The following is a 19,172-nucleotide window of genomic DNA, read 5'->3' as shown; positions in this document are numbered from 1 at the left end:
ATGCATCTGTCTGGATGGCCAGCCTATTACATGCACTCATCCGGATCTTCCGTCTGCGCATCCTCAAGCGTGATTTTGTCCGCGACCGTATCCCGAATGACGGTAACGATCGTTTGCAGCAAATAGTTGATGTCCGACTGGCTTTGCTGGAATTCCGTGATGATCGGAATGTTATCGAGCTCGTCCTGCAGCACTTCGATTTCCTTCTCGATCTTGGCCACCATGTCGGCGTTCTTGAACGTCGTCTCGAACGCCACGACTTCCTTCTGCTTCTTCTTGATTTGCGCGATCAAGCCTTGAATGCGCTCATTGCCTTGGATTTGCTTCTCCGCGCGCTGGAACTGCTGCACTTCCTCGGAGGTGAAAATCATGCCCGCCAGCTCTTTCGTCTTCGCCATGATGTCCGCGCGAACGATGATGTCTTCGTTATTGAATTTCGGCACGCCGCAGCTTGCGCCTTTATCGTGGTCATGCTCATGCTTTGCTTGTTCGTTTGCCATCGTATACAGCTCCTCTAGTCGTTAAGATACCGCTTCTTGATCCATTGCTTCGAGCACCGGCTCGGCCTTGATGTACCAGGTCTGCGCTTCCGTCACGCGCGCCTCGACGAACTGGCCGATCCAGGAAGCCGGGCCCTTCATATGGACGAGCTTGTTCGTGCGCGTGCGCCCGGCAAGCACATCCGGATTGTTCTTGCTCTGCCCTTCGATCAGCACCTCGACGGTCTGATTCTCCAGCAGGAGGTTGCTCTTCAAGCTCAGCTCGCCGACTACCTCGTTCAACCGCGCGAGCCGCGCTTTCTTCACGCTCATCGCGACGCTGTCTTCCATTCCGACGGCAGGCGTGCCTTCGCGCGGGGAATAAATGAACGTGTACGCCGACGCGAAGCCGACTTCCTTCATGAGCGAGATCGTCTCTTCGAACTGCTCGTCCGTCTCGCCGGGGAATCCGACGATGATGTCGGTCGTCAGCACGACGTCCGGAATCGCGCGCTTGATCTTGCCGACAAGCTCCAGGTACAGCTCGCGCGAATATTTGCGGCTCATCCGCTTCAGCACTTCCGTGCTGCCGGACTGTACCGGCAGATGAATATGCTCCACGAGATTTCCATTGCCGGCCAGCACCTCGATCAGATGATCGTCGAAATCGCGCGGATGGCTCGTCGTGAACCGGATGCGCGGAATATCGATTTTGGCCATATCCGCCATCAAATCGCCGAACCGGTAGTTCATATCTTCGAAGTCTTTGCCGTACGCATTGACGTTCTGCCCCAGCAGCGTAATTTCTTTATAGCCCTGCCGCGCCAGCTCGCGCACTTCGGCGATGACGTCCTCGGGACGTCTGCTCCGCTCTTTGCCGCGCGTATACGGCACGATGCAGTACGTGCAGAATTTATCGCAGCCGTACATGATGTTCACCCAGCCGCGCATGCCTTCGCGCTTCTTCGGCAAATTCTCGATGATGTCGCCTTCCTTGGACCAGACTTCCACGACCATCTCTTTGCCGAAATACGCATCCTGCAGCAGATACGGCAGCCGGTGAATGTTATGCGTGCCGAAGATCAGATCGACGAAGCCGTGACGCTGCATGATGCGGCCGACGACCGATTCTTCCTGCGACATGCAGCCGCATACGCCGAGAATCAGATCGGGCTTCTCGAGCTTCAGATGCTTCAAGTGGCCGAGCTCGCCGAACACCTTGTCTTCCGCATTCTCGCGCACCGCGCATGTATTCAGCAGAATCACGTCCGCCTTGCTCCGATCCTCGACGGGCGCATAGCCCATCTCCTCGAAGAGGCCCTTCATCACTTCGGTGTCGTGCTCGTTCATCTGGCAGCCGTATGTCGTAATGTTGTATGTCTTCCCGGCTCCGAGCCGGCGCAGCTCCGGCGGAATCGCAGATTCATAATGAACTTTGATCTCTTCCTTGCCGCGCCGTTTCTCATCCTTGTAGCTTGGCGCCGCATTTATCGTAATGTTCCTGCCGTTGATACGGTAGGTCGTTTTACCGTCCGCTTCCTTCAATACCTTCGCACTCGAAAAATCAAAATACTTAGAGAAGTCTTTCTCGGTGCCGCTCATGCTTTCACGTCCTCTCTCTATACGTGTCCATTCCAGCATTATATCAAAATCCGCCGCGATTAGAAAGAAAAATGCACCTCTCTTTCCAGCCGGCGAATCCGAATCGAGCGCGATCCTCATGAGAGCGATCCTCATAAAAAAAACGTTTGCCCCAGCGATGGCGGCAAACGTTCGATTAACCGATGATTTCTGCCTCGTCGCCGGTCTTGGCGCCGGCGGCATTCGCCTCGTCGGTATCGATATGCATATCGAGCGCAAACTCCGGCGATACCCGCGCGATGACATTCTCCAGGACGACGCCGCGCTCGCCGTGCAGGCGCACCGACAGCCGCTGCTTGTCCGCGATGCCCCAGCGCTCCGCGTCGCTCGTATGGAAATGGATATGCCGCGCGGCGACGATGACGCCTTCTTCGATCGTCACTTCGCCGGCCGGCCCCTTAATCGTGATGCCCGCCGAACCGGCGATGTCGCCGGATTCGCGGAGCGGCGGATTGATGCCGAGCGCGAACGCGTCCGTGCGCGAGACTTCCAGCTGCGTGCGCTTGCGCACCGGTCCGAGGATGCGGACCTTGGCGAAGCCGCCTTTCGGGCCGACGACCTCGACCGTCTCGTTCGCCGCGTACTGTCCCGGCTGGGAGAGCGGCTTGAATTCCGACAGCTCGGCGCCTTGTCCGAACAGCGTCTCTACATGTTCCTGCGTCAAATGGATATGCCGGGCGGATACGCCGACGGGAACCTTCTTTGTCATATGCGGATTCAACCTGCTTTCTTCCGTGTCGTTAATAAAGGCATACCGTTCGAACGCGAACGGTATGCCTTTATTCTTATGAATTGCGCCGGTCTTATTTAAACTCGGCTACGAGCTTGCCGAATTGGTCTTCGGACAGCGTCAGATCCTGGTTCGCCAGACCTTCCGGCTTGAAGCCGCTGATCATCGCTTCATACGAGGAGCGCTCGTTGTTCTGATAGATCAGGCCGGTCAGCATGCCGTTCGTTTCCATGATTTTCGTCATGGCCGCCACGCGGTTGGACGGATCGTAATCCGGGAATTGGTCCAGGTTGACGATGTTTTCTTTGAACCAGTCGTACGTGTTCACCTTGTTGAACGTGACGCAAGGGCTGAATACGTTGATCAAGGAGAAGCCCTTGTGGTTCAGACCCGCTTCGATCAATGCCGTCAGCTGCTTCAGGTCGCTGGAGAACGACTGCGCGATGAACGTCGCGCCGGCCGACATGGCGATTTCGAGCGGTGACAGCGTCGACTCGATGGAGCCTTCCGGCGTCGATTTCGTCTTGAAGCCTTCCGCGCTGCGCGGCGACGTTTGGCCTTTGGTCAAGCCGTAGATTTGGTTATCCATGACGATGTATGTCAGGTCGATGTTACGGCGAATCGCGTGAACCGTGTGGCCCATGCCGATGGCGAATCCGTCGCCGTCGCCGCCGGAGGCGATTACGGTCAGCTCGCGGTTCGCCAGCTTCACGCCTTGCGCGATCGGCAGCGCGCGGCCGTGAATGCCGTGAAGGCCGTACGCGTTGATATAGCCGGAAATCCGGCCGGAACAGCCGATACCCGAAATGACGGCCAGTTTCTCAGGCTCCAAGCCAACGTTGGCTGCCGCGCGCTGAATGGCCGCCTGCACGGAGAAGTCTCCGCAGCCCGGGCACCAGTTCGGTTTTACATTATTGCGGAACTCTTTAAATGTCGCCATCTTAGACCAACTCCTTGCATGCTTTGTGGACTTCGGAAGGCAGGAACGGATTGCCGTCGTACTTCAGAACGCTCTTGATTTTGTCGGCATGACCGGCATGCAGCTTCACTTGATCGGCCAGCTGGCCGGTTGCGTTGTTTTCCAGCACGACGACTTTCGCCGCGCCGTTCAGATAAGGCTCGACCAGCGCCGTCGGGAACGGATGGATTTGACGGATCGTAATATGGTTCGTCTTCAAGCCGTCGCTCTCCAGGCGAACGCGAGCCTCGTCGATCGTACCGCCCGTCGAGCCCATTCCGATGATCAGCAGATCGGCTTCGGCATGCGGAGCGTCGGCGCGAACGGCATCGCGGATGTACATGCCGTCCAGTTTGTTAAGACGCTTATCCATCATCTTCTTGCGGTTAACCGCGCTCTCCGACGGGCGGCCCGTCTCGTCATGCTCGACGCCCGTCACATGGTGCAGACCGAATTTATCGCCGGGAATGACGCGCGGCGATACGCCGTCGTCCGTCAGCTCGTAACGCTTGAACAATTCGTTCGGCTGCAATTCGGGCAGCTCGCGAACGAGCTTGCCGCGGTTGATCGGCACTTTATTGAGATCCAGCTGCTCGCAGGACTGCTTGCCGAGCGAGAGCTGAAGGTCTGTCATCAGAATGACCGGAACCTGGTACTGTTCCGAGAGATTGAAAGATTCGATCGTATCGTAGAAGCAGTCTTCCAGCGACGCGGGCGCGATGACGATCTTCGGAATTTCGCCGTGCGTGCCGTATACCATCGCGTTCAAGTCGGATTGCTCCTGCTTCGTCGGCAAACCCGTCGAAGGACCGCCGCGCTGCGTATCGACGATCACGAGCGGCGTTTCCGTCATGCCTGCCAGGCCGATGGCTTCCATCATCAGCGAGAGGCCGGGACCCGCGGACGCAGTCATCGTGCGCACGCCGGCATAGTTGGCGCCGATCGCCATCGTTACCGCCGCGATTTCGTCTTCCGTCTGTACGACGGTGCCGCCGAATTTCGGCAGCTTCTTGATCAGGTATTCCATGATCTCGGACGCCGGCGTAATCGGATACGCGGACATCAGGCGGCAGCCGCCTGCTACGGCGCCGAGCCCGATCGCTTCGTTGCCGATCATGAACAGCTTCTGCTTGCCGTCGGCCGGCTCAAGCCGGAATTCCTCCAGCGGACCGCCTGCGAGCTCGAGCACGTAATCGGCGCCGCGCTTGACGGCTTCGATGTTCTTCTCGACGATCGCCGGGCCTTTGCGTCCGAACTCTTCTTCGACCGCTTTATTAAATACGTCCAGCGGCAGGCCAAGAAGCGCCCACGAGGCGCCGGACGCAACCATGTTTTTCATGAGCGACGTGCCCAGTTCTTCCGCGATCGAAGTGATCGGCACTGGGAACAGACGGGCATTGATGCCTTCCGGAAGAACCGGGTTGAACTTGGCGTCAGCGACGACTACACCGCCCGCGCGCAATTCATGCGCGTTCAAATCGATGCTCTCTTGGTCGAACGCGACCAAAATATCTAAATCGTCCGAAATCGCAAGCTTCGGCGTCGTGCTGATTCTGATCTTGTTGTTCGTATGACCGCCCTTGATCCGCGACGAAAAATGGCGGTACCCGTACAAGTAGTAGCCAAGACGGTTAAGAGCTGTCGAGAAAATACGGTCGGTACTTTCAACGCCTTCCCCCTGCTGTCCCCCGATTTTCCAAGACAATTGACTGATCAAAATGCCCATCTCCTCTTTTGAATAAACCTGCAATATTTTCAACAACATTTAACAATTCTATCACATAATCAAATAAATTTTATGTCTCTAATTACTAAAAAGCAAGGTATTCCCGCGTTTTTATCGGATAGTTCTTTTCGATTATACCCATATCGTTGTGAGATTGGAAGGAAAGCATTCATCCTCGCGGCAGATGCATGGCCAGGAACGCCATCGCGTTGCGTTCGAAAAACGCTTTCACAAGCGTCTCCGGGTATCGCGCAAGCAGCGCATCCTGCAGTCTGTGCAGCTCGCCCGGATGGGTCAAGCCGTCGACGTAGCGCTCGATGCCGTCGAAATCCGAGCCGAACATCAGCTGCCGCTCGCCGCCAAACTCGCAAATCCGTTCTATGTGACGCAGCACGTCAGCAATGCCGGCCGAGACGCCGGCCGAGACGAATTGCGGCACGTAGGTGACGCCGATCAATCCGCCTTGGGCGAGCAGCGCTTTGATCTGATCGTCGCTCAAATTGCGCGGGTGCGGACAATGACTGCGGCAATTGGAGTGCGAGGCAATGATCGGCCTGGACGAAACGTTCAGCATGTCCCAGAAAGCCCTGTCGCATAAATGAGATACATCTAACAGTATACCCAATCTATTACATTCTTCTACGATGGCGCGGCCTTTTTTTGTCAATCCGCCTCCGCGAGCTTCCAATGCGCCGTCCGCTGCCCAATTCGCATGATTCCACGTCAGGCCCGCAGCCCGCACGCCGAGCCTGAACAGAATGCGCAGCATCGCAGGGTCCCCTTGCAGGCCGTCAGCGCCCTCCAGCGACAGCATGGCGCCAATCGCCCCCGGCTTGCGCTCTAGCGCCTCTATATCGCTTCCCGTGCGTATAAAGGTCATCTCGGGCGAGACCAGCACCTTCCGGTAGAAAAGGTCGATGATCTGCAGAATCGGCGCCATCGTCTTCTCCATTCGTTCCGGCACGTAGATGGCGAAGGTCTGAAAGGTCGCGCCGGCATGCTTCAAACGCGGCAGCGTGACATCGAGCTTGTTCTGATCGTCCCGAATGAAGGACAACGTAGGATCCTCGAGCAGCTTCCACAAGACATCGCAATGAAAATCGGCTTTGCGAAAAGGTTTCAATCGAATCCGCCTCCCAAGTTCGAATGGCTGCGCAATGCAAAAAAACCTGCCTACGTCGTAAACAGGTCTAGTCCGTTCACTTGTCATTGTATTTCTTCGGAATGAAACGCGCCGCGCCGTTACCGGACGCGACAGCCGCTTCACCTAGGCTCAACAATCAGCTTGATGGCCGTCCGGTCTTCTCCGTCGATCACGATGTCCGTGAACGCCGGAATGCATACGAGATCCACCCCGCTTGGCGCAACGAACCCGCGTGCAATCGCAACCGCCTTTACCGCTTGATTCAACGCACCAGCCCCGATTGCTTGCAATTCCGCCGCTCCGCGTTCACGCAACACGCCGGCAAGCGCTCCTGCAACAGAATTTGGATTGGACTTTGCTGAAACTTTTAAGACATCCATGGAAAGTGACCTCCTCGGGAATGATGGATGAATACCGCTATTAAGATAGTTATTCGAGAGAGGCGAAATAATTCCTTCTTTCTTCTGCTATGTTAGCCAAATCTTCTGAATTGCGAGAATTTTCATAGCGCAAGCTAGACTTGCGGCCATGCCCGCTGCTTCGTTCGCTACCCGGCCGTCTACGGCGGCGTTGCTTAAACTATATATTCACGCCATGCTTGCCTGCAACAATAACGAATAACGCAAAAAAATGACGCAAAAAAATGGCTGCTACATGAGCAGCCATTCCGTTTCCGTCAAGCGGATTTTCTGGATTCGCTTCGCCTTGCCCGTCGCCTCGTCGATTTCGACCGATACGCCGTGCAAATGCCAGTCCCCTTCGTCAACGACGAACCGCGACGGCAATTGGGTGAGAAACTTATGCAATACAGCGCCGCGTTCCATGCCCAGTACGCCGTCCATGGAGCCGACCATGCCGACGTCCGTAATATAAGCCGTTCCGTTCGGCAAAATCCGGTCGTCGTTCGTCTGCACATGCGTATGCGTGCCGACGACGACCGACGCTTTCCCGTCCAGATGCCAGCCCATGGCGATCTTCTCCGAAGTCGCTTCGGCGTGAAAATCGACGAAAATATTCCGGGTCCGCTGCCGCAGCTGCTCGATCAGCTCGTCGGCCTTCCTGAACGGACAATCGATCGGCGGCAGGAACGTCCTGCCCTGCAGATTGATGATCGCCAGCTCCTTGCCGTTCGCTTTAATGATGGCCGCGCCTTGACCCGGCGCTTCCGGCGCGAAGTTCGCCGGCCGCACGATGCGCGGCTGGTCGTCGAGCCATTCGAAAATATCTTTGTTGTCCCACGTATGGTTGCCCATCGTAATGCCGTGCACGCCGGCATCGAGCAATTCCTTGACGATGGCCGAGGTAATGCCTCTACCCGCCGCCGCATTCTCGCCATTCGCGATAATGATATGCGGGTTGTATTTCGATTGCAGCGCAGGCAGTACCTTCTTGACCGCCGCGCGGCCTACGTTGCCGACGATATCGCCGATAAATAATACGTTCATGTGCTTCCTGACCTCTCTGTTTAGACCAGAAAAGTGGCTGACAAGCAGCCACTTTTCCGGATTGTCATGCTTATGCGATTATTTGGCATATTCGACGGCGCGCGTTTCGCGGATGACCGTCACTTTGATGTGACCCGGATAATCGAGTTCGCTCTCGATCTTCTTCGTAATGTCGCGCGCAAGGCGGAACGCTTCCGTATCGTCGATCTTGTCCGGCTGTACCATGACGCGAACTTCGCGTCCGGCTTGGATCGCGTACGATTTTTCGACGCCGTCGAACGATTCCGAGATGCCTTCCAGCTTCTCCAGACGCTTGATGTACGTTTCGAGCGTTTCTCTTCTTGCGCCCGGACGTGCAGCCGACAAGGCGTCTGCCGCGCCGACGAGCATGGCGATGACCGAAGTCGCCTCGCAGTCGCCGTGATGCGACGCGATACTGTTGATGACGATCGGATGCTCTTTGTACTTCTTCGCCAATTCGACGCCGATCTCGACATGCGACCCTTCCACTTCGTGGTCAAGCGCTTTGCCGATGTCGTGCAGCAAGCCGGCTCTTCTTGCCAGCGTGATGTCCTCGCCGAGCTCGGCAGCCATCAGACCGGTCAAGTAGGCGACTTCCATGGAATGCTTGAGCACGTTCTGACCGTAGCTTGTACGGTACTTCAAACGGCCCAAAATTTTGATCAGATCCGGGTGCAGACCGTGAACGCCAACTTCATACGTCGCCTGCTCTCCGTATTCACGGATGCGCTCGTCCACTTCCTTACGCGATTTCTCGACCATTTCCTCGATGCGCGCAGGATGGATGCGTCCATCTGCAACGAGCTTCTCGAGGGAAGTACGGGCGATTTCGCGGCGGATTGGATCGAAACCGGACAAGATGACCGCTTCCGGTGTATCGTCGATGATGAGATCGATACCGGTCAACGTCTCCAGTGCACGGATGTTGCGGCCTTCGCGGCCAATGATGCGACCCTTCATTTCTTCGTTCGGCAGGGCTACGACGGAAACCGTCGTCTCCGCTACGTGATCAGCCGCGCAGCGCTGAATGGCAAGCGAGATAATATCACGAGCTTTCTTATCCGCTTCTTCTTTCGCCTGCTGTTCGATCTCTTTGATCATTTGAGCCGTTTCATGACGAACCTCTTGCTCGACGTTAGTCAGGATGACTTGCTTCGCGTCCTCCATCGTCAAGTTCGAAATCCGCTCCAACTCATGAAGCTGCTGTTTGTAAATGGAATCGATTTGCTCTTGCGTTTCCTCGATCCGCTTCTCTTTGTTGGCTACTTGTTCTTCTTTGCGTTCCAGTGCTTCTATTTTTTTATCCAACGACTCTTCTTTCTGAATCAGTCGTCTTTCAAGACGCTGTACCTCATTGCGACGTTCGCGAATATCTCTCTCAGCCTCGGTACGGAGCTTGTGGACTTCATCTTTCGCTTCGAGAACCGTTTCTTTCTTCAGCGCCTCCGCGTCTTTCCTCGCATTGTCTACGATCTGGCTTGCGGCTTGCTCGGCGCTAGAAATTTTGGCCTCGGCGATCGATTTTCGAATAAAATAACCGACACCAAAGAAAATTGCACCAACAACGAGAGCGATCAGGATAGTTGCCCAGATTGGCATTATCTCACCTCCTCGTTGTTCACCTAAGCAAACGCTTGGGACAGTATTTGGTTTTCCAGCCGGTTTTTAACGTTCATTTTTGACGAAAATAATCGTTTTGAATCAATTTTTGGAAGGAAAATCGATTCTGGAAGTAAGAATACACTTTCATTTTATCTTTTGTGAAAATCAATTGTCAAGCATTAGCCCATCATCGTCGTCGAGCTCCGCTTCCGCCGCCGCTTTCACGGCCTCTCTGACGCTGGATGAAGGAAAGCCGCGGCGCAGCAAGAACGCGGCCAGCTTCTGCTTTCGCTCGCGGATTTCTCCTTTAATATGGGGCCATTTCTTCATTGCTGCGCTGACCGCGATCTCCGTCTCGGACTCGGCATTCAGCTTCGAAGCGGCTTCCTTGGCCGTATCCCGCTTGATGCCTCGCTGAAGCAGCTCCTGCTGCAGAAGGCGCCGCCCCTTCATCTGCGACCGCATCCGCTGCGCGGCATACAGCTCGGCATAGACGGGGTCGTTGACGAGGCCTTCCTTCCGCAGCCGCTCGATCGCTTGCCGCGCCGCTTGCTCGTCCAGCGCCTTGCGAGCCAGATAGCGCATAATTTCCTTCTCCGTCCGCGGTCTCGCTCCCAAATAGGCAAGCGCTGCGACATAGGCACGATGATGACTGTCTTCCAGCACGATCTGCTTCAGCTCATCGGCTTCGATTTCTCTTCCCTTCAAGAGCCGAAACTTGATAAGCAGGTCTTCGTGCACGCTCGTAAATGGCTCTTGCGCTTCATTGACATATAGGTAATAGCGTTGTTTCTTCTTCGGGTCTTGCTCCACGCTCGTAATCGTTAAAATGCCGCTCACCCCTCTAACAAGTTTCCTATCCGCGTTCATCGCAGTAATCGCAAGCTCTCCGCATGGCAAACCTGCAGCCAACAATAGGTATATGATGACGACGGCCAACAAAGTTAAACTTCCAATCCATGCCGTTATCACTCTACCAGCTCTAAGCTCGAGTCTACTCATTCCGCAGAAACATCTGTAAAAAAGAGAAGCACCTGTCTCAGGTGCTTCTCTGATTAGTCGGCCCGCTGCCGGCACAGTTCTTATTCGAGATCCAGATCCAATTCGTCCTCGTCTTCCTCGTCTTCGCTGAATGCCGCCGTCGCAGTCGCTGCTGCAACGTTGCTGGCATCGCGGATCATCTTCTCGATAACGGAAGCGATGTCGGCGCGCTCCTTCAGGAACTGCTTCGCATTCTCGCGGCCTTGTCCCAGACGCTCGCCGTTGAACGAGAACCATGCGCCGCTCTTCTGAATGATATCGTGCTCGACGCCGATGTCGACGATACTGCCTTCCTTCGAGATGCCTTCGCCGTACATAATATCGATCTCCGCCTGCTTGAACGGAGGCGCAACCTTGTTCTTCACGACTTTGATACGCGTACGGTTGCCGACAACGTCGTTGCCTTGCTTGATCGATTCGATGCGGCGAACGTCGAGCCGTACCGTCGAATAGAATTTCAAAGCGCGTCCGCCAGGCGTCGTCTCGGGATTGCCGAACATAACGCCGACTTTCTCGCGCAATTGGTTAATGAAGATCGCAATCGTCTTCGATTTGCTGATTGCGCCGGAGAGCTTGCGCAGCGCCTGCGACATGAGGCGCGCTTGCAGACCGACGTGGGAATCCCCCATGTCGCCTTCGATCTCGGCCTTCGGCACGAGCGCGGCCACGGAGTCGACGACGACGATGTCGACAGCGCCGCTGCGCACGAGCGCCTCGGCGATTTCAAGCGCCTGCTCGCCCGTATCCGGCTGCGAAAGCAGCAGCTCGTCAATGTTTACGCCAAGCTTGTTCGCGTAAGAAGGATCGAGCGCGTGCTCCGCATCGATGAAAGCGGCTTGTCCGCCGGCGCGCTGAACTTCAGCGATCGCATGCAGCGCAACCGTTGTTTTACCGGAAGATTCCGGTCCGTAGACTTCGATAACCCGGCCGCGGGGAAAGCCGCCGATGCCGAGCGCTATATCCAATGCGAGCGAACCGCTGGATACGGTTTCAACTTGCATATGTGTCGATTCACCGAGTTTCATTATGGAGCCTTTACCAAATTGCTTCTCTATTTGACGCAGAGCCATTTCAAGCGCAGCTTTACGATCTGCCAACGAACTCACATCCCTCTTGATTTATATACCCATGATACCTTGTTTCCGATGCTTTGACAAGACTTTTTGCGAACATATATTCTTATTTTCTCTATCGGCCAATAGAGCGAAAAAAAAGACCGCAGCAAAGTAAATCTTCGCCACGGTCCTTCCGTTTAAGTCGATTATAGTCGATCGCAAAAACGTTGGCAAGCTCTATTTGTTACACCATTCCCTAGGATCCTTCTTTGCCGGACAAAGCTTGCCATAGCCGGTATAGAAGCGATTTCGCGGAGCGGACGCGGATCATTTCCCGGTTGCCGCTGAAATGCCCCGTGAATACTTTCGTCTGCTTCCCCCGCTCGGCCAGCCCGAAATAAACAAGGCCGACCGGCTTGCCCTCGGATTCCGAAGGGCCCGCCACCCCTGTCAACGATACGCCGAAGTCGCTGTCCGCCAGCTCGCGCACCCGCTCCGCCATCAGCGCCGCGGTCGATTCGCTGACCGCTCCCGGCGCGCCGGTCCCTTCCAGCTGCGACATCGGAATGCTCAGCAGGCGATGCTTCATGACGTTCGTATACGTCACGACGCCGCCCGTGAACTCGCCGCTGCTGCCGGGAATCCGCGTAACGAGCTGCGCGAACAAGCCGCCTGTCAGGCTCTCCGCGCTCGCCAGCGTCCGTCTGGACGCCCGCAATTGGCGAATGACCGCTTCCTCCAGCGCGATGTCTTCGCGGGCGTAGAGATATTGGCCGACGCGCTCGTTGATCTGCTCCTCGGCCGCATCCAGCCTGGCGTTCGCCTCGAGCTCGCTCAGCGCTTTCGTAGAGATTCTGATCGCCACTTCGCCTTCCTTGGCATACGGCGCAATGGAAGGATCCGTCTGCGTCTCGATCAGGTCGATCAGCGCCTGCTCCAGGTTGGACTCGCCGATCCCGGCGAATTTGAGCAGCCGCGAATAGAGCCTGCGATCCTCGTTCATAATGCCGCGCAGCCATGCCTTCGCCGGTCCGTCGAACATCGGCTTCATCTCTCGCGGCGGACCGGGCAGCAGCACGTAGTGCGTACCGTCAACCGTCAACGCGTTGCCGACGGCCAGCCCCGCTTCGTTGTCGAGCGGATCGCAGCCTTCGATCAAATTCGCCTGCCTGCGGTTGCTCTCGACCATATGAACGCCGCGCGATTTGAACATCGCTTCGATTTTGTTCATGCTCGGTTCATGCTCCGAGACGGAGCGTCCCAGGTACGAAGCCAGCGCGTCCTTCGTCAAGTCGTCCATCGTCGGCCCCAATCCGCCGGTGAACAGGATCAAATCCGCGCGGGACCGCGCCAGCCGGATCGCCTCGCGAATGCGGCCCTCATTATCGCCGACGACGGTCTGGAAGTACACGTCGATCCCGAGCTCCGCCAGTCCCTGCGATATGTAGGTGGCGTTCGTGTTCACCGTCTGGCCGAGCAGCAATTCCGTTCCGACGGCTATGATTTCTGCGCGCATCTCATCAACTCCACTTCGTATGTATAGGATAAACCCGAATAACCGAACGTTCATTGGAACGACAAAGCATCACCCGATCCGTAAAATGCGAAAGAGTGATGCCGTAGAAGCCGAGCTATGCCGTAAGCGGAATAAGATTTTTGTTTTTGACGAAATAATCGATTCCGGAATACACCGTAATGATCGCAGCCGCGTAAATCGAAATTTGATCGAACGGGAAATCGAAGAACGCGAACGGGAAATTGTTCAGCAGCAGCACGATGATCATCGTGATCTGCACCGCCGTTTTCCACTTGCCCCATTTGCTGGCCGCGACGACCGTCCCTTCCAGCAGCGCGATTTGACGCAATCCGGTAACCGCGAACTCGCGGCTGATGATGACGATCGCGATCCAGGCATGCAGCTTCTCCATCTCCACGAGGGAAATGAGAACGGCCGCGACGAGCAGCTTGTCCGCCAGCGGGTCAAGCAGCTTGCCTAGATTGGTCACGATTTTGTTCTTGCGCGCGATATACCCGTCAAGACCGTCCGTGCTCGCCGCTACGATAAACACAAGCGCAGCCAGGATTTGATTCCACGTGATCGAGAACTCGGAGCCGTCGAGCGTGAGCGGCTTCAAGTCGACGTTGATGAGCAGCAGCACCATAATAATCGGCACCAAGAAGATGCGCGCGAGCGTAATGCGGTTGGCTAAGTTCACTATAGCCCCTCCCCGGACATGTCAAATTCGTAAGCGTGCGTAATGCGCACCTTCTGAATTTCACCGATCGCCGCTTTGCAGTTCGAAATAAACACTTCGCCGTCGATTTCCGGAGCATCGTACGGAGAACGTCCGACGTAGACGTCGCTTCTGCCGTCGTATCGCTCGACCAGCACGTCGATTTCCTTGCCGATATGCTTGCCGCTCAGTTCCTTGGACACTTCCCGTTGAATCTCCATCAGCGTAGTGGAACGCCATTCCTTCACGTCGTCCGGCACGGCGTCCGGCAGACGGACGGCCGGCGTATCTTCTTCAGGGGAATAGGTGAAGACGCCGAGACGATCGAACTTCATATCGCGCACGAAATCGCACAGGCGGTTGAAATCCTCGTCGGTTTCGCCGGGGAACCCGACGATAATCGACGTTCGCAGCGCGACGTCAGGAATGCGCGCACGAATGCGGGAGACAAGCTCACGCGCGTCGCGCTGGCGCCCCGGGCGGCGCATCCGCTTCAAGATGGAATCTTCGCTGTGCTGCAAGGGCATATCGATATAGTTGCACACTTTGTCGTTCGTCGCTATCGCTTCGATCAGCTCGTCCGTGAAGAAGCCGGGATACGCATAGTGCAGGCGCACCCAAGAGATGCCCTCCACTTCGCTGACGCGGTTAAGGAGCTCCGGAAGCATGAACTTGTCGTATAGATCGGTGCCGTAATTCGTGGAATCCTGCGCGATCAGGCTGACTTCGCGCACGCCCTGATCGGCGAGCGACTTAACTTCGGCCACGATCGACTCGATCGAACGGCTGCGGAACTTGCCGCGCATGATCGGAATGGAGCAGAACGTGCAGGCGTTATCGCAGCCTTCCGCGATCTTGACGAATGCCGTGTAGCGGGGCGTCGTCACAAGACGCGGCAGCTTCTGGTCGTAATCGAACACCGGATTGCCGACTTTCGCGGGCTTTTTGCCGCGAAGCGCTTCGTCGACGATGTCGGTAATATGATGAAAATCGCCCGTTCCGACAATGCCGTCGATTTCCGGCATTTCCTCCATGAGCTGCTGCTTGTACCGCTGCGTCAGGCAGCCGGAGACGATCAGCGCCTTCAAGCGGCCGGTCTCCTTCAACTCCGCCATGTCCAAAATCGTGTTGACGGATTCTTCTTTGGCGGCGTCGATAAAGCCGCAAGTGTTCACAATGATTACGGTTGCATCGTCCGCCTGATCCACCAGCTGGTAACCTCTGGCATCGATCAAGCCCGACATGATTTCGGAATCGACGAGATTTTTCTCGCATCCTAACGTTACGACTTTCACTCTTTCAGTCATCGATGTATCCCCCAAACCCCTCCGAAAAGCTATCTTAACAAGTATAATACAAGCCCTATGCAGTGTCAAAACAGGAAAAAGTCCCACCCGGCAGCATTAAAAGCTGCGAATGGGACCCCTCCGCCATGCGAGGACGAGACGCTTCGGCCTACTTAAAATTGTTAAATTGCAGGTCGATTTGCAAATCCGCGCCTCTGAGAAGGGCAATGACGGCTTGCAGATCGTCGAGGCTTTTGCCGGTTACCCGGATGGAATCGCCCTGGATTTGGCTCTTCACTTTGATCTTGGAGTCGCGGATCAGCACGTTGATCTTCTTGGAGCTGTCCTGCTCGATGCCTTGCTTCAGCTTCACCTTCTGTCTGACGGTGCCCATGGAAGCGGCTTCGACCTTGCCGAACTCCATATTCTTGATCGGCACGCCGCGCTTCAGCATCTTGGATTGAAGAATGTCGATGACGCTCTTCAATTTGTATTCGTCATCCGAGACGACGACGAGATCGGCCTTCTCCAGCGTGAAGCTGGTCTTCGTGCCTTTGAAATCGAACCGCGTGTCGATTTCGCGTTCCGCCTGGGTAATCGCATTGCTTAATTCCTGCATATCGACTTTCGAGACGATATCGAAAGAATGCTCGGCCATGTGCTGCAGCTCCTTTATTACGTTCTGCTTTCCTTATCTTGTCATGTATTATAACGTATCCCGCTTCGCAAGAAAAGGCATCCAGAACCGAATCGCTTCAGTCTGAATGCCTTTGGGCGAACCCGGAAGCAGGTTAAGGCGTCGTTGTCGTTCCCGTATTCGTCGTACCCGCGGTATCCGTCGTGCCGGCAGTACCCTCGACAGGCGTCAGCTGGACGTGATGCGAACCGGATTTGTTGCCGTCGTCGATCGCTACGCCGTCAACGGTGATCTCAACCGATTTGGCATGCGCGACGTTAATATAAACCGGACCGTCCGCTTCGTACGTAACGGACGGCACCTTCTGAAGGTCGATCGTCTGGCTGAGCACCATTTTACCCGTACGGCTTTTCAAATAGATGCCTACCCACGTCGTGCCATTGGCTTTCATCTCGATCGTATGCTTGCCGGCCGGAGAGACATTGTAGTAATCCGTCGTTCCCGACGTCCGGTCAAGCGTCAGCGTGGTCGTCGGCGCTGGCGGAGTCGTCTGGTCCTCAGGCGGCGTCTGATCTTCCGGCGTCTGGGTCGTATCCGTGCCCGCCCCCGTACCGTTCGCAGCGGCATTGCCTTCCCCATTCTTCACCGTATCCTTGTCCGGAGACGATGCCGGAGGCTGCGTCTGATCCGTCATCTTGGTCTGATCCGCGGAATCGACATTGTCCTTATTCGGCTGTTTGATCGCGAAAACGTAGACGAGCACGACGATCAGCAGCAGGAACGACCACATCAGCACCCGAAATCCCCATCTGCTTAAACGGTCGGCCGATTGCGTCCGAGCGCGGCGCGGACGTTGGACGGGCTCGATCACCTGCTCGGGAACGCTCGACGGAATCTCCCTGTTGTAGAGCCGCAGCACTTCTTCGGCGTCAAGCCCTACGGACTCGGCATAGTTTTTCACAAATGCACGCACGTAGAAGGAACCGGGAAGCACGCTGTAATCGCCTTCCTCGATGGCTTCAAGATAACGCTTGCGGATTTTCGTCAAATCCTGTATATCATCCAAGGATAGATTGCGCTGCTCCCTTGCTTTTTTGAGCAATGCGCCCAAATCCGACATGTCCACACCTCCTCATCAGTTTAGCAAATGGCTGCTCGTTGCATCGTCAATTAAAAATCGTTGAAGCCCATCGTGAACGACTCGTACGAAATTTCCTCGTCCGGCGTATTGCGAAGCTCGATAATATAATCGAAATCGCTATATTCATAATTCGATTCCTTCACGAAAATATCCGGATGCTCGATCACTTTGGTCGACGGCATCGCCATGATTTCCTGAAGCAGGGCGTGATGCTTCTCGTTGGAACGGATGGTGCTCACGATCCCGTCGATAATATAAATATTGTTCGGGGTCATTTCTTCCTCGGACAGCTGGCTGCGAACCGTCTGCCTGAGCAGCGTCGAGGAGACGAAGGTCCACCGCTTGTTGGAGCAGACGCTGCCGGCGATAATCGATTCCGTCTTGCCCACGCGCGGCATGCCGCGGAGGCCGATGACTTGATTGCCCTCCCGCTTGAATACTTCGCCCAGGAAATCGACGAGCATCCCCAGCTCGTCCCGCGTGAAGCGGAACGTCTTGCGGTCGTCGGAGTCCCGCTCGATGTAACGGCCGTGCCGCACGGCGAGAATATCGACGAGCTTCGGCTCGCGCAGCTTCAGCACCGTAATGTTATCGACCTTCTGCAGCATGCGGCCCAGAATTTCGATCTTCTCGTCGTCGTTCGTCTGGATCAGCATGCCGCGCGTCCGGTTCTCCACGCCGTTGATCGTCAGAATATTCACCTCGAGCATGCCGAGCAGCGATGCGATATCGCCCAGCAAACCGGGGCGGTTCTTATGTATTTTGTATTCCATATACCATTGTTTGAATTCCATAGGACACCTCATAGACGGAATAAAGGATAATTAGACGGTAGGATGCACTAAAAATATTATTCTACAATATTCGTCAATATCCTGCAACCTTCCTGCATGTCTGCAGGAACATTATAGAAAAGCCTCCGCACGGGAGGCTTTTCGGGAAAGGTGGTTACGATTTTTGCACGAGCTTGACCATCATGCCGGCAATCGTTTTGCGTTCCGATTCGTCGCCGACATCCCATAATTCCTTCAGCGTGCGCTGCTGCTCGTTCTTAGGGTCGACTTTCTCGTCCAGGAAGGATCCGATTTCGTAAGCGAGGTTGGCAATCGTCTCTTCATTCATTCCCATGCCTTTCGCTTGCTCCACCCTGTCGGACAAAAACTCTTTCCATGAGCCGAAATTAGAAAGGACATTTGACATTTGGAACAGTTCCTCCTTTTGCGTTTGGCTGTGTGTTGATCAGCAACAACCGTATTGTTCGCGAAAGGAGCGATTCTTATGCGGATGAATTAGGTCAGCCAGCCGCCGTTCGGGCTGATGATTTGGCCCGTTATATAGGCCGATTCCGGCAAGGCCAGGAAATAAACGAGCGAAGCGATTTCTGCCGGCTGCGCGAAGCGGCCGACCGGAATTTCCGATTCCAGCGCGACCTTCTCGTCCGCGTTCAGGTTGTCCAGCATGACGGTATCCACGGCGCCCGGGGCTACGGCGTTCACCGTGACGCCGGAAGGCGCGAGCTCCTTGGCCAACGCTTTCGTGAAGGCGTTCATGCCGCCTTTGCTCGTGGAATACAGCACCTCGCAGGAAGCGCCGGAAATGCCCCAAATCGACGAGACGTTAATGATGCGGCCGAAGCGCTGCTGAATCATCGCGGGCATGAAGAGCTGCGTGCATAGAAACATGCCCTTCAAGTTGACGTTCATGATCTCGTCCCAAATGTCGTCCGTCACGTCCGCGAGCATGGCGTAATGCGCAACGCCCGCATTGTTGACGACGATATCGGGGATCATCCCCCGCTGTTCCAGCTTCTCGCGCATCCGCAGCAGCTGTTCCCTTGAACGGATATCCGCCGAGACGGTCATCACGTTCGCAGCGCCGAGCCGCATGCAGCTGCGAGCGGTTTCGTTCGCAGCCTCATGCGCTTGATTGTAGTGAATGACGACGTTCATGCTCTCCACGGCGAACCGGCGAGCGATTGCTGCGCCGATCCCGCGGCTTCCCCCGGTAATGAGCACCGTCATTTCCTTTAACG

General features: G+C 55.7%; 19 protein-coding genes. All 19 read right to left on the bottom strand.

What is annotated here, in order from left to right:
* Positions 1 to 26: 26 nt before the first annotated feature.
* Positions 27 to 500, bottom strand: a complete 474-nt coding sequence (locus GXP70_RS13020) for a YlbF/YmcA family competence regulator (RefSeq protein WP_162357215.1) — start codon at positions 498 to 500, stop codon at positions 27 to 29.
* A gap of 21 nt (positions 501 to 521) precedes the next feature.
* Positions 522 to 2,081 carry a tRNA (N6-isopentenyl adenosine(37)-C2)-methylthiotransferase MiaB gene (miaB, locus tag GXP70_RS13015; RefSeq protein ID WP_162357214.1) on the bottom strand — a complete coding sequence of 520 codons (1,560 nt, stop codon included), beginning with the start codon at positions 2,079 to 2,081 and terminating at the stop codon, positions 522 to 524.
* 175 nt (positions 2,082 to 2,256) lie between these two features.
* Entirely contained in the window at positions 2,257 to 2,829 is a 573-nt protein-coding gene (gene pduL, locus GXP70_RS13010) for a phosphate propanoyltransferase (protein ID WP_162357213.1), read from the bottom strand.
* A 94-nt stretch (positions 2,830 to 2,923) separates the two neighbouring features.
* The gene (locus tag GXP70_RS13005; RefSeq protein WP_162357212.1) at positions 2,924 to 3,790 is read right to left on the bottom strand and encodes a 2-oxoacid:ferredoxin oxidoreductase subunit beta; all 867 of its coding nucleotides are present in this window, start codon (positions 3,788 to 3,790) and stop codon (positions 2,924 to 2,926) included.
* Position 3,791: 1 nt separating this feature from the next.
* Positions 3,792 to 5,525: a 2-oxoacid:acceptor oxidoreductase subunit alpha gene (locus tag GXP70_RS13000; protein WP_162357211.1), complete on the bottom strand. Its 1,734-nt coding sequence runs from the start codon at positions 5,523 to 5,525 to the stop codon at positions 3,792 to 3,794.
* 178 nt (positions 5,526 to 5,703) lie between these two features.
* Positions 5,704 to 6,657, bottom strand: coding sequence for a dipeptidase (locus GXP70_RS12995; RefSeq protein WP_225442782.1), 954 nt, complete (start codon positions 6,655 to 6,657; stop codon positions 5,704 to 5,706).
* Between the two features lie 140 nt (positions 6,658 to 6,797).
* On the bottom strand, positions 6,798 to 7,058 hold the full coding sequence (locus GXP70_RS12990) for a stage V sporulation protein S (protein ID WP_162357209.1): 261 nt from the start codon (positions 7,056 to 7,058) through the stop codon (positions 6,798 to 6,800).
* A 270-nt stretch (positions 7,059 to 7,328) separates the two neighbouring features.
* Positions 7,329 to 8,123: a TIGR00282 family metallophosphoesterase gene (locus GXP70_RS12985; protein WP_162357208.1), complete on the bottom strand. Its 795-nt coding sequence runs from the start codon at positions 8,121 to 8,123 to the stop codon at positions 7,329 to 7,331.
* Between the two features lie 78 nt (positions 8,124 to 8,201).
* Positions 8,202 to 9,743, bottom strand: a complete 1,542-nt coding sequence (gene rny / locus GXP70_RS12980; RefSeq protein ID WP_162357207.1) for a ribonuclease Y — start codon at positions 9,741 to 9,743, stop codon at positions 8,202 to 8,204.
* A 168-nt stretch (positions 9,744 to 9,911) separates the two neighbouring features.
* Entirely contained in the window at positions 9,912 to 10,586 is a 675-nt protein-coding gene (locus tag GXP70_RS12975; RefSeq protein ID WP_162357206.1) for a RecX family transcriptional regulator, read from the bottom strand.
* Between the two features lie 242 nt (positions 10,587 to 10,828).
* Complete coding sequence (gene recA, locus GXP70_RS12970; RefSeq protein ID WP_162357205.1) at positions 10,829 to 11,884, bottom strand: recombinase RecA; 1,056 nt, start codon at positions 11,882 to 11,884, stop codon at positions 10,829 to 10,831.
* A 214-nt stretch (positions 11,885 to 12,098) separates the two neighbouring features.
* A complete protein-coding gene (locus tag GXP70_RS12965; RefSeq protein WP_162357204.1) occupies positions 12,099 to 13,358 on the bottom strand; it encodes a competence/damage-inducible protein A in 1,260 nt (419 codons plus the stop codon).
* Positions 13,359 to 13,473: 115 nt separating this feature from the next.
* Positions 13,474 to 14,058, bottom strand: a complete 585-nt coding sequence (gene pgsA, locus GXP70_RS12960; RefSeq protein WP_162357203.1) for a CDP-diacylglycerol--glycerol-3-phosphate 3-phosphatidyltransferase — start codon at positions 14,056 to 14,058, stop codon at positions 13,474 to 13,476.
* Complete coding sequence (gene rimO, locus GXP70_RS12955; protein ID WP_162357202.1) at positions 14,058 to 15,383, bottom strand: 30S ribosomal protein S12 methylthiotransferase RimO; 1,326 nt, start codon at positions 15,381 to 15,383, stop codon at positions 14,058 to 14,060. Before rimO ends, pgsA begins: the two co-directional genes overlap by 1 nt.
* A 148-nt stretch (positions 15,384 to 15,531) precedes the next feature.
* Positions 15,532 to 16,020, bottom strand: coding sequence for a YajQ family cyclic di-GMP-binding protein (locus tag GXP70_RS12950; protein WP_162357201.1), 489 nt, complete (start codon positions 16,018 to 16,020; stop codon positions 15,532 to 15,534).
* Between the two features lie 133 nt (positions 16,021 to 16,153).
* Positions 16,154 to 17,119 (bottom strand): helix-turn-helix domain-containing protein, encoded by a 966-nt coding sequence (locus GXP70_RS12945; protein ID WP_162357200.1) that lies wholly within the window; start codon positions 17,117 to 17,119, stop codon positions 16,154 to 16,156.
* 50 nt (positions 17,120 to 17,169) lie between these two features.
* Positions 17,170 to 17,934, bottom strand: coding sequence for a DUF3388 domain-containing protein (locus GXP70_RS12940; protein ID WP_162357199.1), 765 nt, complete (start codon positions 17,932 to 17,934; stop codon positions 17,170 to 17,172).
* Between the two features lie 154 nt (positions 17,935 to 18,088).
* Complete coding sequence (locus GXP70_RS12935) at positions 18,089 to 18,340, bottom strand: DUF3243 domain-containing protein (protein WP_162357198.1); 252 nt, start codon at positions 18,338 to 18,340, stop codon at positions 18,089 to 18,091.
* A gap of 89 nt (positions 18,341 to 18,429) precedes the next feature.
* Positions 18,430 to 19,161 (bottom strand): elongation factor P 5-aminopentanone reductase, encoded by a 732-nt coding sequence (gene ymfI, locus GXP70_RS12930; RefSeq protein WP_162360455.1) that lies wholly within the window; start codon positions 19,159 to 19,161, stop codon positions 18,430 to 18,432.
* Between the last annotated feature and the right edge of the window lie 11 nt (positions 19,162 to 19,172).

Origin of the sequence: Paenibacillus lycopersici, from assembly GCF_010119935.1 — a bacterium.
Lineage (GTDB): Bacteria > Bacillota > Bacilli > Paenibacillales > Paenibacillaceae > Paenibacillus_Z > Paenibacillus_Z lycopersici.
This window is presented reverse-complemented; position numbering and strand designations above follow the sequence as displayed.